The 13,511-nt window shown below is 45.3% G+C and carries 17 protein-coding genes and 1 pseudogene; 4 read left to right on the forward strand and 14 right to left on the reverse strand.

The features are described 5' to 3' along the window. Positions 1-210 precede the first annotated feature (210 nt). The 3 genes from CXF70_RS03755 to CXF70_RS03765 are packed head-to-tail and all read right to left on the reverse strand — an operon-like array spanning position 211 to position 2,115. Positions 211-900: a YqjF family protein gene (locus CXF70_RS03755; protein WP_145990703.1), complete on the reverse strand. Its 690-nt coding sequence runs from the start codon at positions 898-900 to the stop codon at positions 211-213. Positions 901-955: 55 nt separating this feature from the next. After that, positions 956-1,774, reverse strand: a complete 819-nt coding sequence (locus tag CXF70_RS03760; RefSeq protein WP_101801599.1) for a manganese catalase — start codon at positions 1,772-1,774, stop codon at positions 956-958. Between the two features lie 23 nt (positions 1,775-1,797). Then, positions 1,798-2,115, reverse strand: coding sequence for a hypothetical protein (locus tag CXF70_RS03765; RefSeq protein ID WP_101801600.1), 318 nt, complete (start codon positions 2,113-2,115; stop codon positions 1,798-1,800). Between the two features lie 226 nt (positions 2,116-2,341). Between CXF70_RS03765 and CXF70_RS03770 the strand changes: the two genes are divergently transcribed. Continuing rightward, on the forward strand, positions 2,342-3,046 hold the full coding sequence (locus CXF70_RS03770) for a type 1 glutamine amidotransferase domain-containing protein (protein WP_084243974.1): 705 nt from the start codon (positions 2,342-2,344) through the stop codon (positions 3,044-3,046). A 56-nt stretch (positions 3,047-3,102) separates the two neighbouring features. Next, positions 3,103-3,321, forward strand: coding sequence for a hypothetical protein (locus CXF70_RS03775; RefSeq protein WP_101801601.1), 219 nt, complete (start codon positions 3,103-3,105; stop codon positions 3,319-3,321). 77 nt (positions 3,322-3,398) lie between these two features. On the opposite strand, the gene CXF70_RS03780 is transcribed toward CXF70_RS03775, so the two are convergent. The 4 genes from CXF70_RS03780 to CXF70_RS03795 all read right to left on the reverse strand — a co-directional run bounded on the left by CXF70_RS03780 (position 3,399) and on the right by CXF70_RS03795 (position 7,977). Further along, positions 3,399-4,592, reverse strand: a complete 1,194-nt coding sequence (locus tag CXF70_RS03780) for a S1C family serine protease (protein ID WP_101801602.1) — start codon at positions 4,590-4,592, stop codon at positions 3,399-3,401. A 212-nt stretch (positions 4,593-4,804) separates the two neighbouring features. After that, entirely contained in the window at positions 4,805-6,208 is a 1,404-nt protein-coding gene (locus CXF70_RS03785) for a sensor histidine kinase (protein WP_233208533.1), read from the reverse strand. Continuing rightward, positions 6,189-6,869, reverse strand: coding sequence for a response regulator transcription factor (locus tag CXF70_RS03790; protein WP_101801603.1), 681 nt, complete (start codon positions 6,867-6,869; stop codon positions 6,189-6,191). Before CXF70_RS03790 ends, CXF70_RS03785 begins: the two co-directional genes overlap by 20 nt. Positions 6,870-6,963: 94 nt before the next feature. Continuing rightward, positions 6,964-7,977, reverse strand: a complete 1,014-nt coding sequence (locus tag CXF70_RS03795; protein WP_233208534.1) for a GTPase — start codon at positions 7,975-7,977, stop codon at positions 6,964-6,966. Between the two features lie 132 nt (positions 7,978-8,109). Between CXF70_RS03795 and CXF70_RS03800 the strand changes: the two genes are divergently transcribed. After that, positions 8,110-8,733, forward strand: coding sequence for a flavodoxin family protein (locus CXF70_RS03800; protein WP_084243969.1), 624 nt, complete (start codon positions 8,110-8,112; stop codon positions 8,731-8,733). A gap of 33 nt (positions 8,734-8,766) precedes the next feature. On the opposite strand, the gene CXF70_RS03805 is transcribed toward CXF70_RS03800, so the two are convergent. The 5 genes and pseudogenes from CXF70_RS03805 to CXF70_RS03825 form a co-directional block, all read right to left on the reverse strand. After that, positions 8,767-9,297, reverse strand: a complete 531-nt coding sequence (locus CXF70_RS03805) for a histidine phosphatase family protein (protein WP_101801604.1) — start codon at positions 9,295-9,297, stop codon at positions 8,767-8,769. Between the two features lie 38 nt (positions 9,298-9,335). Next, positions 9,336-9,803 (reverse strand): 6,7-dimethyl-8-ribityllumazine synthase, encoded by a 468-nt coding sequence (gene ribH / locus CXF70_RS03810; RefSeq protein ID WP_101801605.1) that lies wholly within the window; start codon positions 9,801-9,803, stop codon positions 9,336-9,338. A gap of 44 nt (positions 9,804-9,847) precedes the next feature. Further along, a pseudogene (gene ribB / locus CXF70_RS03815) lies at positions 9,848-10,444 on the reverse strand (3,4-dihydroxy-2-butanone-4-phosphate synthase); the annotation flags it as partial. Between the two features lie 13 nt (positions 10,445-10,457). Beyond that, a complete protein-coding gene (gene ribE, locus CXF70_RS03820) occupies positions 10,458-11,090 on the reverse strand; it encodes a riboflavin synthase (RefSeq protein WP_101801606.1) in 633 nt (210 codons plus the stop codon). After that, positions 11,090-11,374, reverse strand: coding sequence for a hypothetical protein (locus CXF70_RS03825; protein WP_101801607.1), 285 nt, complete (start codon positions 11,372-11,374; stop codon positions 11,090-11,092). The genes ribE and CXF70_RS03825 overlap by 1 nt, the downstream gene beginning before the upstream one ends. A gap of 425 nt (positions 11,375-11,799) precedes the next feature. On the opposite strand from CXF70_RS03825, the gene CXF70_RS03830 reads away from it, so the two are divergent. Further along, complete coding sequence (locus CXF70_RS03830; RefSeq protein ID WP_101801608.1) at positions 11,800-12,123, forward strand: CHY zinc finger protein; 324 nt, start codon at positions 11,800-11,802, stop codon at positions 12,121-12,123. Between the two features lie 19 nt (positions 12,124-12,142). On the opposite strand, the gene CXF70_RS03835 is transcribed toward CXF70_RS03830, so the two are convergent. After that, positions 12,143-12,637, reverse strand: a complete 495-nt coding sequence (locus tag CXF70_RS03835) for a GNAT family N-acetyltransferase (RefSeq protein WP_101801609.1) — start codon at positions 12,635-12,637, stop codon at positions 12,143-12,145. A 39-nt stretch (positions 12,638-12,676) separates the two neighbouring features. Then, complete coding sequence (locus tag CXF70_RS03840; RefSeq protein WP_101801610.1) at positions 12,677-13,504, reverse strand: metallophosphoesterase; 828 nt, start codon at positions 13,502-13,504, stop codon at positions 12,677-12,679. Between the last annotated feature and the right edge of the window lie 7 nt (positions 13,505-13,511).

Below are 13,511 nucleotides of genomic sequence, written 5' to 3' on the forward strand. Positions count from 1 at the left end.
CCCGAAGAGCTGGGCGGCTGGAGTCTGGACAGAAGAAAAGCGCAAGCGCCCGTTAAGTTCTGAAAGGCATAAGACGGATCAGCAGAGTGGCGTTCTTTGCCACGGCAGCTGAGCTGGCTTATGACCCGAAGAGCTGGGCGGCTGGAGTCTGGACAGAAGAAAAGCGACGGTATCCTCAAAAACCCCAAAACTTTAAAGTTTCGGGGTTTTTTACTTTTCAATTACAGGTGGAAAAAAACGCACTTTTTTCATTTCTGCATAATGGGCCATCGGTTTTTCGCATTTGAAGTTTAAGCCCAGGTATGATGCCATCGTATTTTCAACAATCTCCCCTTGCACGTATTTCAATTTCCAGGAAGTATGGGCTATATCAATACGCAGCAATCTATCACCCGGTTTTGTCCATAGGCAATAACGTTCGGTCAGCCACTTTTCGAGCTCAGTTGAAGCCACTGGCTGCGGTGATATTTGATATTGTAAAGCAATTTTTTCCTGTGGATTTTCTTTGGTTACACTTTTGAAATTGATTTGTCCCTTTTTCTTGCCAAATGACATTTTGGCACTTCGATAAGGAAGAAAGCCTCCAAAAGAAGCAGTCTCTGCCGCCAACTTGCTGTTTGCATCCAAGCTGAAAAAATAAACACCAGTTTTATTCTTATATTTGACGTATGTCCGTACGTTCACTTCCAGAAAGTTTGCAGCACCAGGCACAGGCGGCATGAATCGTGGCCGCGTGCACCGTGCTTTGAAGAGGACGATGCCAATCCACGCTTTGTTATCATATAGATCCAGCTCCAATTCCTCCGGTACATACTTACGGATTGTCGGCGGATCAACTGGCCAATGGAGAAACAATAGGTCACGCCATGTTTGTGTCATCAACCATATATTACTTGCCACCTTCACCACACCCCATTAAAAGAAGCCTCTTTCGCAAAAGAGGCTCCGTCCATTATTAATCGTTTTCACCAGGCAATGTATCGTGTGCTTGAGGCGGTGCTGGTTTCAGCTCCGGAATCCCGCCGAAAGCCTTGCTTTCTTCTTCTTTGAATGCCGCACCATCAGGAGCAGGCTGTTTCAGGAAATCCAGCTGCGAAGCAGTGCTGTCCGCATTCGTGTACAAGGTATGGGAGAACTCTGTCGCTTCCCATTCAGGCGGCACTGTAGACGGAACAATGACACCTTCTTTTGCTTCCATTTCTTTGATTGCTGCCAGCCACTGGTTCTGATGCATGGTATCCCGAGCAATCAGGAATGAGAAGAGGTCCTTCACACCTCTGTCGTCTGTCATGCTGTAAAGACGCGCCACTTGCAGCCGCCCTTGCGATTCTGCGTTTACATTGGCCCGGAAGTCAGCCAGCAAGTTGCCGCTGGCGATGATGTAGCCCGAATTCCATGGCACGCCATTGCTGTCTTTAGGAGATGCCCCCAAACCGTGCACAATCGCATGTTGCGGGTTCATCCCTCCCATTATTGCGCCAACTACAGGGTCTTTAGCGGCTTTTTCCTGTTCGTAGACAGGCGCCCCTTCCAATAATCGCGCAACCATTGTTGCAAGCATTTCAATATGTCCGAGTTCCTGAGTACCTGTATCCATCAATAAATCACGGTATTTATCGTTGCCGCGCGTCCCCCAGCTTTGGAATAAGTATTGAAGCGCTACAGTCATTTCACCGAATTGACCACCAATCAGTTCCTGGACCTGTTTTGCAAAAACTGCATCCGGTGCATCCGGTTTCGCGTGATACTGCAATTCTTTTCTATGGAAAAACATACACGCACTCTCCAGTCAGTTTTTTATTTTTTATCGGAATCGACCTTTCCTTCGCTATTGCCTGAACTGTCTTCCGGGTGGCCGCCATCATAATCCGACGCGTTTCCGCCGGAATTATATGAATCGTTGTCAATTTCATCCACGCCTTCTTGGCGTCTGGCGTATTCTTCACCATTCTTTATGCGTCCTTCGCTTTCCGGCTTCGTGTCTTTCGGGTGCCCACCATCGTAGTCGGAAGCGTTTCCTCCCGCATTAAAACCTTTATCATCTGAGCTTCCATCATCGTGGTTCTGTTCCATTCTTTCAGGATCGAGATTATGGTCATTCTTTTTTTCAGTCATAACGGCCTCCTCCTTCAAAAATTTTACATACATACTTTGAATACCCCGGTCATTTCAAACAAAACATACTTTTTTGATAATTAAACACAAAATTGAGCCGATTCATTTCTTTGCCCTTTTGTCTTTATTCCTTTCATGCATAGGCTCCATCCGAGTTTGTGTTTCAGTATTGCGGTGAAGGGTAAATGAAGAAATAGAGATTCTATAATGTTGAGGAGGAAAAAGCATGGCAAAAGTTTTGGCTGTTTTATCAGGCGGTTATGCAGATGAAGAAAACAATTACGTAACAGGATGGTGGGCCGAAGAGTTATTCGCACCGGCTATGGAACTTGAAAAAGAAGGCCATACAGTAGGCATTGCATCCTTGCTTGGCGGCAAACCCGTTGTAGATCCGTTGAGTATTTCAAAAGATTATGACCCTGAAGGGAAATACAAAAAATTATATGAATCCGGACTCGCTGATAAGACCACTCCGCTTGTCGATGTAAAAGCGAGCGACTATGACGCTATATTCATCGTAGGCGGCCACGGAGCGATGTTCGACCTCGCCCACAGCGAAGAACTTCATAACATGATCAATATAGTATATGAACTCGGCGGCATTGTGTCAGCTGTCTGCCATGGTCCCGCTCCGTTGGTTTACGCGAAAACAAAAGAAGGCCGTCCATTCTTAGAGGGACTGGATGTGACAGGTTATCCCAACGACAAAGAACCTGAAGAAGTACGTGACTTGCTGCCATTCAGTCTTGAAGATGAATTGAACAGAGTCGCCAATTATTCTAAAGCAGAAGACCAGGATCAATATGCGGTTTGGGCAAACGAACGCATTCTGACCGGCCGTGATCCCCATTCTTCTGAACTGTTCGGAAAAGAGTTGGCCAAAGCCTTAACGCGCCGGGAACTGGAACAGGAAGAGAAGTATTTTGATTAACACCCCTCTTCTTAGGGTATATATACAGAAATAAACAGAACGGGGAGGTAGTATTTGTGAATGATAAAAATAATAATGAACCAGATGAACGAAAAGATTACATGAGAGACAGCACAGACAATATGGACCATCCTCCTGAAAGAAAAGAAGGGCTGGAAGAACCCAATGTAAAGGAAATGCCTAAGATCAAAATCGGTGTTGCCATCTTCGTAGTCATTGTCCTGATTATTCTAGCTATAGGAATCGGTTTCGATCTGTTCGGCCTTATGGATTGACGATTTCCACCAATATATTCCGCTGAACCAAAAGAACTCTCCCGTTTAAAAAGGGAGAGTTCTTTTGGTTGAAAAGATTATATACCTTCTGTAAGATCCACTTTCGCTTCCATCAGTTCTGATCCGCGATAGAATTTAATATCCAAAGTATCGCCAACTTCCGCTTTTGTGTAGAGGTATTGACGAAGTTCAAGTACAGAGGTGATATCATCTCCGCCCATCCCGACAATTACATCGCTTTGCTGCAGACCGGCAGCTTCTGCGCCAGAGCCTTTAGCGACCGATTCAACGACTACACCTTTTTCCAATTCAGCAGGTAAGTTCAGTTCATTTTGCCGAATCGGGGCAGGTACATTCTGAAGATCCAAAATGCTTACACCAAGCGCCGGCCTTTCAACTTCGCCTTTCGTTTCTAAATCTTCAATGATCGGAATTGCTGAATTGATCGGGATAGCCAAGCCGATTCCTTCAACTGAAGCTTGTGCAATTTTCATCGAGTTGATTCCGATCAATTGGCCTTGGCTGTTGATCAAAGCGCCTCCGCTGTTACCAGGGTTGATGGCCGCATCAGTTTGAAGCACTTCTGCCTGCCAGTCTTCTGTTCCGTCCTTATTAATGTCTATCGGTATCGAACGTTCAGTTCCTGAAATCACGCCCGTTGTCACTGATCCAGAAAACTGGAGCCCCAGTGGATTACCGATTGCGATAACCGGTTCGCCTGCTTTAAGGACTGAAGAATCACCGAATTCCGCCACATCTTTGATTTCTGCGGAATCAGTTTTCAATACAGCCAGGTCTGTCCAGATATCTGTCCCCAACACTTCGGCATCTATTTCTGTGCCATCGGACAATGTCACTTTGACTTGTTCAGCGCCTTCGACCACATGGTTGTTTGTAACGATATAAGCTGAATCCCCTTCTTTTTTATAGATTACACCTGAACCGGCTCCCGCTTCCTGCGGCTCACCGCCGTTGTTCTGTGTGAAAGGGTTTTGCTGGGCACTTTGCAAATTCGTTACACCGACAACTGCTGCCGAAGTGGCGTCAACGACTTCTGTAACATCAGAAGTGACAATAGAAGAAACATTCTCCACTCCGCTGACATTTTCCACTTCCTGAGTATCTTCACCTATTCCTATTCCCTGTTCAATATCTGTAAATCCAGGCAATACGACGCCCGCCAATACAGCACCCGCCAATATACCCGTAAATCCTGAAGCGAAGTTCCCTCTATTTCTTCTTTTTGGTTCTGTTGAATTATAGTATCCCAATTTAAATTCCTCCTGAGTTATAATTTTCTTCACCTATCGTGTTTTGGCCATAAATAACAGTGCCGGCAATTACTGTTTGCCGCATTACTTATGCCGATGTATAAACAATAACAAGCAAATATGAATAAACTATGACCGAAGCTTTAAATAATATGGAAACTTTCAACACATTTTGAAGACATAAAAAAGCACAAGCAAAATTCGCTTGTGCTTCATTTTTCATCAGGGAGACGAATTATGAATTTCGTACCTTTTTCCAGTTCACTCTCTACCCTTACGTCTCCGCCATGAAGTTCCACTAATTGTTTGACGATGGATAGTCCCAGGCCGAATTGACCGCTTCCTCGGGAAACATCGGATTTGAAGAACCTGCGCCAAATCAGATCGATCTCTTCTACATCGATTCCACTCCCTGTGTCTTCCACTTCAATAATCGCATAGCCGGGTTCAGAATAAGAAGTGATGCGGATCTCCCCATTTTCGGTAAACTGGATACTATTTTTCACAATATTAGTAAGCACCTGAATCATGCGGTCCATATCCACATATACTTTCTGGTCTTCAGGGGCATCAATGATGATGGAATTTCCTTTTTCAGCTGCCAGAAACTCCATCTGCTCCTGGATGATTTCAAGTAATTCTTTTGTTTCCACTGATTCTTTCAACAACGAAACCTGGTTTGACCGGATTTTTTCGTAATCCAGATTCTCATTGACCAGCCGCATCAGCCTTTTCGTTTCTTCGCTGACAAGCCGAATGCCCTTTTCCCGCTGTTCTTCTTTGATCATATCGCTGCGGAGACCTTCAATGACTCCTGCAATCGTCGTCAGCGGCGTCCTCATTTCGTGCGATACATCCGCCATGAACTGGCGCCGCCTATTTTCAAGTCGTTCAATTTCTTCATTGGATTTATGGAGCTTGGCTGTCATGTCATTAAAATCTTTCGCTAAATCACCGAATTCATCGTAACCGGACTCCGGTAATTTCACGTCATAATTTCCTTCACTGACCATCGCTGTCGCTTTCCGCATCCGCTGCAATCGGCTGACATGCAGTTTCGACAACAAATAGCTGAGCAGAAGGGCTATGGCCAATGCCGCCAGCATCGCCGTCAATAAAGTGCGATTCAGTTCGAAGATCATTTCGCTTGTTCCGCTGACTGGTGCCGCAAGCAGCACCCCGCCCACCAGCTGGTTGCTTTCAACATAAGGCAATGCCACAAATGTCACCGTATCTTCAAAACGCTGAACATCCCGATTGACGACAAGTGTTTCACCGCGTTCAATCGTATCCCATTCCTCCCCAGTCAATTCGACTGGCGGGAAGGCTTCTGAAATCGGATAGAGGATTCTGCTTTGCTGGTCAAAAACAATGAAGTTGATATTCTGAGCCTGTAAAATGGAAACATACGGCTCCAGATTTACGCCGGGACGCGGACCTTCCAACTCAGTCAAAATTTGCTCACCATAGTTCTCCAATTCCTCCGCTTTATCCTGATAGGCAAAATCTTCGACGAAGCGCACGAATAAAAGACTGAGAATCAGGAAAGATATCAGCAGGATGCTCAGATGGCTTCCCATCAATTGATAAAAATAATTAATCCGCCTGTTCTTCAAATTTATAACCAACTCCCCAAACGGTGTGGAAGTATTGTTCACCGCCGGTTATTTTTTTGCGGATCCGTTTGATATGGACGTCGACTGTACGCTCATCACCGTAAAATTGATAGCCCCATAATCTTTCAAGCAGCTGCTCCCGGCTGAATACCTGTTTAGGATGCTGCAGGAGAAAAACGAGCAGATCGTATTCTTTCGGTGTGAGATCGTCTACAACAACGCCATCTTTTAATACTTCCCTCGTCGTTTTATTTATCGTGAAATGCTTTGTTTGCACGCGGTCTTCCATGGCTTCCCCTTTTTGGCTGCGTCTTGTCACAGCCTTTATCCGCGCCATTAAAGTTAGAGGGCTGAAGGGTTTTGTGACATAATCATCCGCCCCCATTTCAAAACCGATCACCTGATCCGATTCACTGTCTTTTGCAGTCAGCATGATAATCGGCACCTGATCTCCCTGTTCCCGGATTTTCCTGCACAGGGCAATGCCATCCATGCCTGGCAGCATCCAATCCAGCACCAATAGATCATAGTCATTCTGCTGATATTTATCGAACCCGTCGATGCCATCCGAAGCGAAGTCTCCAGTGATCCCTTCTTTTGAAAAGAATAATTCGAGCATTGAACTGACGCTCGGATTGTCTTCCACAACTAAAATATGCATCCCAAATCCCTCCGCTTCTATGTACTTAAGTTAAACCAAAGCTGTTATTAAGGCAATTGAACAAAAGCCACTCAAATTAGAGTGGCTCGAATTATCAGGCTTTTTCCGTCTTCTGTTTATATTTATCGAATATATTGCCGATCATATCATAATCGATGGCCATATTATTTTCGTAAGCGTATTTTACGCCGTAACCAAGCGCGACTGTCATGGCAGTGGCCACAGTTCCACCAATAATCGAACCTGCTCCCGGAATGAATTTCAATGCCTGGCGGTAGATTGTATGGCCGACTGTCCGGGTGGCCGTTATCACAATCATATCTTTCGCAGCTTTTTTGGATAAAGGCTTATCGTATAGTTTTGAAAGCTTGATAATGAGACCTACTTGAAGGGACGTCAGCGGTACAACGTCCGAACCCGGAATCGGGGATGCCCCGATAATCCCGGCCGAGACACCGGCTCCGACAATCCATCTGGTAGCTGCGGCTGATTTCTCTTTCATGCTTTTAGCGAAAAGCAGGTCTTTACCCTTTTTTTCGAGCATCACTAGAATTTCCCTTTTGAGATCTTCAAAATTTTCGCCTGTTTTTGACGAAACCGGGATGACTTTGTATTTGTGATTGGTGTGCTTTTTCACAAATTGGATTAAAGAAGGGATATTTTCAGCAGCATCGATTTTATTCAAGACAATAAGGATATCTTTATTATTCTTTTCGATAGCAGAAAATTTCTCTTTTTCACTGTCGGAAAATACTGTTCCCGCAGCATTGAGGAAAAATAAGACGACATCAGATTTCTGGACGAATTCAAGCGTCTTTTTGGGGTTCTCATCGTTCGGATCATTCAATCCCGGCGTATCCATAAATTTGATATTTTCTAGCCCACGCATATTATAAGGATCGACACTGACTGTTTCGCCCGGCATCGGGTTTGTACTCGCAATGTCTTCTCCGATGATTCTATTAACCGTTGAGGATTTTCCGGCATTGACTTCGCCGATCATCGAGATCAGCAAATCCTGTTCCAATGTATCATTCACTTTTTTCATCTCATTTTCAAACATCTTATTCATTGTCTGCATAACTTCATCTTCAAACTTCTTCACCAAACCCAGTCGCCTCCTTAGAGAATATCTACACTTATTATAGTCGTTTCCCGTCTTTGTAACTATTCTAACGCTGTGAATAAAAAATAACAGTTAGGGAATAACAAGGAATATCAGAAGAAAAGGAGTGTTCATATGCAGAATATAAAAGCTTTATTTCTTAATACCTCTTTAAAAAGCACCTCGGACCCTTCCCATACGGAAGGCTTTATGGAAGACGTGAAAGTCCATTTCAATCAGCTTGGGGTTGAATCGGAAATTGTCCGTCTGGCGGATTATAACATCGCCTATGGAGTCCAGGAAGATATGGGAGACGGTGACCAGTGGCCGCAGATTCTGGAAAAAGTGATGGCAGCTGACATTTTGATCATCGGTACGCCTATCTGGCTCGGTGAAAAAAGTTCGCTGTGCACACAGGCAATCGAGCGGCTTTACGGCAGCAGCAGCGTAACCAATGATAAGGGACAGGCTGTTTTCTACAATAAAGTCGGCGGAGCCATCGTTACCGGCAATGAAGACGGCGCCAAACATTCAGCGGCATCAATCCTGTATGGCTTATCCCACATCGGCTTTACGATTCCGCCGAACGTTGACGCTTATTGGGTCGGCGAAGCGGGTCCGGGAGATTCTTACATGGATGCCGGCCGTGACAATGACTTCACCAAATCAGCCATCGAACGACTGGCCTACAACACATACCACTTTGCAGGGTTGCTGAAAAACAATCCGATTCCAGCTGAAGGCAATACATTGGAATAGAAAAAAGTCCGGAACGAAGGTTCCGGACTTTTTTTATTTCCACATTCTTTTTACAGTCGCTTTTTCTCCTTCAATGGAAAGAACGTATACATCCGGATTCGACAAAGCTTTCCATTCCTCGAAACCATAAGCTTCTTCGAATCTTTTCAGCAGCAAGCCCATCATATTCCCATGGGTCACCAGTACCGCGTTGCCAGGAGCTTCAGCCAGCACTTCAGCTCCCCGTTCAGCAGCTTCCCCTGCAGATTCGCCCCCTTCAAATTTCAAATCGAAATCATTGAAGGATTGCTCAAGTTTTTCCATCCAATCAGGCAAGTCTTCTGTACTCAGCACTCGCTCTGCCAGCCTGTCATCGATTTGGACCGGCAAATCACGTGATGCCGACAACGGCTCAATGGACTGGATGGCGCGTGTAAAAGGACTGCTGATAATATGGCTGATTTCGATATCTTCGAAAAATGCAGTCAATGCCTCGGCTTGCTCCCTGCCTTCGGCTGTCAATTCCGCGTCGGGTGCCTGGCCCTCAGCCTTGCAATGCCTGATCAAATAGAAATTCTTCTGCATAAGTCCACCTCATTGAATATATTTTAAATCAGTAAGCTTTATTGGATTTTCTTCATCAAATTGGCCATTTCAATGGCGCCTGCTGCCGATTCCCAGCCTTTATTGCCCGCTTTTGTTCCAGCGCGTTCGATTGCCTGCTCAATGGAATCCGTTGTCAATACACCGAATATCACCGGAATATCGGACTGGTCGCTGGCACGTGATACACCTTTTGCCACTTCACTGCAGACAAAGTCGAAATGCGGCGTTGCTCCGCGAATTACGGTTCCAAGCGTAATGACCGCATCATAATTACCGCTGACCGCCATCTTTTTTGCAACCAACGGAATTTCAAATGCACCCGGCACCCAGGCAATGGACACATCTTCATCGTTTACACCGTGTCTTTTCAATGCATCTTCAGCACCACTCAGCAGCTTGCTGGTGATAAATTCGTTGAAACGGCCGACAACGATTCCAATCTTTAATCCTTCTCCATTTAAATATCCCTCATAATGTACTGTCATATTCATTCTCCTCCTTCGCTGCGGTTTGAAACCTCAGCTGCTGTTTTTTGCTGATACGCAATCAAATCTTTTATCGTCAAAATGCCCATTCCCAGCCTTTCAGCCACCTTGACCAAATCGGGGACTCTCGCCATCGTTCCATCTGCATTCATGATTTCACAAATAACACCTGCCGGAGCTGAACCTGCAAGCTTTGCCAAATCCACTGCTGCCTCGGTATGCCCAGAACGTTCGAGTACGCCGCCATCTTTAGCGATCAGCGGAAACACATGGCCTGGACGCTTAAAATCTGAAGGCTGCGCATCTTCATTGATCAAGCTCAATATTGTATGGGAACGCTCAAAAGCGCTGATTCCGGTGGTCGTATCTTTATGATCCACACTGATGGTGAAGGCAGTGCCATATTCGTCTGTATTTTCGTCAGTCATCAACCCGACTTTGAGTTTTTTGGCGAGTCCTTCTGTGACAGGCACGCATATCAACCCTCTGCCTTCAGTTGCCATCAAATTGATGATTTCAGGTGTCGCGTGTTCTGCCAACGCAATAAAATCACCTTCGTTCTCACGGTCCTCATCATCAATAACAATGACTGCCTTGCCTTGTTTCAAATCTTCTAACGCTTGTTCCACTTTGTAAAACAAAGTTATGCCTCCCTTAGAATCCATGTTCAGCCAGCCAGCTTCTCGACATTTCCGGTTTATCGGACTGTTGGATCCGTTCTGTATATTTCGCCAAAAGATCACATTCGATGTTGACGCGTTCGCCAATCCCTTTTTCACCCAGCAATGAATCTTCCTGTGTAGTAGGGATCAATGAAATCGCGACTGTATCTTTGCCAACCGAAAAAACCGTCAGAGATGTTCCATCTACGGATATGGACCCTTTGACCATCATGTATTTCATCAATGAAGATTCCAGTTCGATTGTTTTTGTTACTGCATTCGATTCTTTTTTCACTGAACGGATGACACCGACGCCATCAACATGGCCACTTACAAAGTGTCCGCCAAAACGTCCATTGGCCGGCATCGCCCTTTCAAGATTTACACGCGCACCGGTCCTCAGGTCAGACATGGTTGAGGATTTCACTGTCTCCGGAATGACATCGACTGTAAAAGAATGCTGATCATAAGTTGACACTGTCAAACAAACACCGTTGATTGAAATGCTGTCCCCTCTTTTGATGTCTTCCAAAATCAGAGCACAGGCAATCGTCAATTCCATAGCTTGAGGTTTTGCGCGAAGCGAAGTGACATGTCCCACTTCTTCCACAATTCCTGTGAACATCAGGCACCCTCCTCTATTCTTTTTTGGGCTTTGATAACTGATTGTTTCGATCGATAGTATGGGTATTTTTCCACCATGGGGCGAATGGGTGGTGGGGATAGGGTTGCAGAGTAGGTTTGAGATGGTTTTACTATTACCGATGTGCCGAACTTCTCTTCATGAATTGCGGGCAAACAAATTTTTGCCGTGCCCAAATAACCCTCTTTTGCGAGGGTGTGTGTAAATTCACTTGCAGTTTGAGAATCTTTGAACTTGAAATACTTTTTTGATTTGGTTCGTTTCATATAAATTTCCTCCTTCCGATTCGGTTATCGAAAAGAAGAGGCACATAACAAATAGAGCATGAATTCTTCTCCCATCCAGACTTTAACTGTCGGTGCCGGATTCTCACCAGCTCCACCGATAAAGAAAAGCTAGACACAATGATCTCGGTGTCCAGACTCGAGCGGCCCACCTCTTCGGGTCATAAGCCAGCTCAGCTATGCGGCAAAGAACGCCGCTCCGCTGATCCGTCTTATGCCTTTCAGAGCTTAACGGGCGCTCTCGCTTTTCGTTATCGGGTCACGGACTTGCAGCAGGGCGCTGCTCACCGCCGGTGGGGAATTCCACCCCGCCCCGAAGAATTCAATTCGATTATTTGTCCTTTCCATAGTAGCATAGGATAAAAGAAGAAAACATCATTTCACCACCAGCGAAAGGAGAATTGTAAATGGCACATGCTGTAAAAGTGAAGGGCATTGGCGTTGACCCGGAAACCCGCTGCACCCATTACCATTCTGAAATCGACCGAATCGCCATTAAATTTTATTGCTGCCGGGAATATTATCCTTGCTTTGAATGCCACCAGGCTGTCGGCTGCGGCAATCCTCAAGTGTGGCCTAAAGAAGAGTTCAGCCAAAAAACGGTGCTTTGCGGCTCCTGTGGCTACGAGCTTACAACAGCACAATATTTGCAATGTGAATCAACGTGCCCAAATTGTTCAGCAGCATTTAATCCTGGCTGCAGCCTCCATAAACATCTTTATTTCGAATAGAAGAAAAGCACAAGGCATTTTACGCCTTGTGCTGTTTTTCAATTCTCATACTCATTACAATCTGTTCCCCGCTCGTACGCATGAAACGCCTGCCCGTATCTTCGAACCCGGCTTTTTCAAAAAGTCTCTTCGCCGGTTTATTCCTTGCATTCACTCCCAGAACGACTTCATTAAAATCAGGAAATTCAATACGAATAAAATCCTGCAGAGCGTATATCGAACCTGTTGCAATCCCGCGCCCCTGGAATTTTGGATTTACAGAAAAACCTCTCAATAATAAAGCGTCGGGATTATTGGAATATTTTTTCCTGTCTTCTGATTCATCCAATTCGAGAAAACCCGCGGCTTCGTCTCTCGCATGAATAATGACAAGATGCTTCAGCGGATTCTCCACATCGCGCTTAATGATATCCTGCGGCATTCCAGAAAACTCCAATTGTTCTGTAGGAAGCTCATATTCAACAGAGATTTTCGGATTGTACAAGCTGAGGGAAACTTCCTTTTTCTTGATCATGATTTCTCCCCTTCTCTGTAGCATTGTGAATTGATGAAGTTACTCAGTTTTCTCCAATGTAACCGACACTATTTCCGGCAAGTTCAGAATACGCAAAGGAAAACCGCTGTTACCCAGACCGCGGCTCAAGACGAGCTGCGTCTCCCTGTTTTCAAAGATCCCCTCAGTCATTCGCGGGAACCAGCCTTGTCCAGGTGCAAATAAACCGCCCAGACCGGGGATCCTCACTTGCCCACCATGTGCGTGCCCGGAAAAAACAACATCAATTTCATTGTCCGCATATACAGCAATCTGTTCGGGGCGATGCGCAAGAAGCAAAGTGAAATCATCCGTCAGCGAAGCGGTGGCGATTGCATCTCTTGTGTATTCTTCATCACGGTAATACATATCCATCAAAGGATCATGGATGCCGGCAATCTGGAGAACTTCACCGTCCACTTCCCATTCCACTGCTTCATTTTCCAGATAAATGACACCACGCTCAACAAGAGCGGCCTTAATGTCCTCGAGTTTATTGACCGCCACTTCGTGGTTGCCGGTGACAAAATAGACGTCACTCATTTCAACTAACGCATCCACCAGTATAAGAGCAGTATCCAAATCGTACCTTTCACTGTCAATCAGGTCCCCGGTGATGAATATGGCGTCCGGCTCCGCTTTCTCCACTTTCTCAATCAATGATTTCTGATTGTTTCCGAACATTGCGTTATGCAAATCCGAAACTTGCACAATTTTTTTGCCATCAAAAGCCTCGGGCAGTTTTTCTGAAGAAATGGTATATTCTGTAGTCTGAATCCAGTTATTGCTCCCCCATATAAAAAGCCAGATCAAAGCTGCCGTAATTAAAAGCACAATTAATTTTTTCATTTTATCA

Origin of the sequence: Planomicrobium sp. MB-3u-38, assembly GCF_002836425.1 — a bacterium.
Classification (GTDB): domain Bacteria; phylum Bacillota; class Bacilli; order Bacillales_A; family Planococcaceae; genus Planococcus; species Planococcus okeanokoites.

Coding starts and splice junctions, on each gene's coding strand:
- CXF70_RS03760 (WP_101801599.1), bottom strand. CDS start 1,774: ATGTTTTTCCATAGAAAAGAATTGCAGTATCACGCGAAACCGGATGCA.
- CXF70_RS03765 (WP_101801600.1), bottom strand. CDS start 2,115: ATGACTGAAAAAAAGAATGACCATAATCTCGATCCTGAAAGAATGGAA.
- CXF70_RS03770 (WP_084243974.1), top strand. CDS start 2,342: ATGGCAAAAGTTTTGGCTGTTTTATCAGGCGGTTATGCAGATGAAGAA.
- CXF70_RS03790 (WP_101801603.1), bottom strand. CDS start 6,869: ATGCATATTTTAGTTGTGGAAGACAATCCGAGCGTCAGTTCAATGCTC.
- CXF70_RS03800 (WP_084243969.1), top strand. CDS start 8,110: ATGCAGAATATAAAAGCTTTATTTCTTAATACCTCTTTAAAAAGCACC.
- CXF70_RS03805 (WP_101801604.1), bottom strand. CDS start 9,297: ATGCAGAAGAATTTCTATTTGATCAGGCATTGCAAGGCTGAGGGCCAG.
- ribH (WP_101801605.1), bottom strand. CDS start 9,803: ATGACAGTACATTATGAGGGATATTTAAATGGAGAAGGATTAAAGATT.
- ribE (WP_101801606.1), bottom strand. CDS start 11,090: ATGTTCACAGGAATTGTGGAAGAAGTGGGACATGTCACTTCGCTTCGC.
- CXF70_RS03825 (WP_101801607.1), bottom strand. CDS start 11,374: ATGAAACGAACCAAATCAAAAAAGTATTTCAAGTTCAAAGATTCTCAA.
- CXF70_RS03830 (WP_101801608.1), top strand. CDS start 11,800: ATGGCACATGCTGTAAAAGTGAAGGGCATTGGCGTTGACCCGGAAACC.
- CXF70_RS03835 (WP_101801609.1), bottom strand. CDS start 12,637: ATGATCAAGAAAAAGGAAGTTTCCCTCAGCTTGTACAATCCGAAAATC.
- CXF70_RS03840 (WP_101801610.1), bottom strand. CDS start 13,504: ATGAAAAAATTAATTGTGCTTTTAATTACGGCAGCTTTGATCTGGCTT.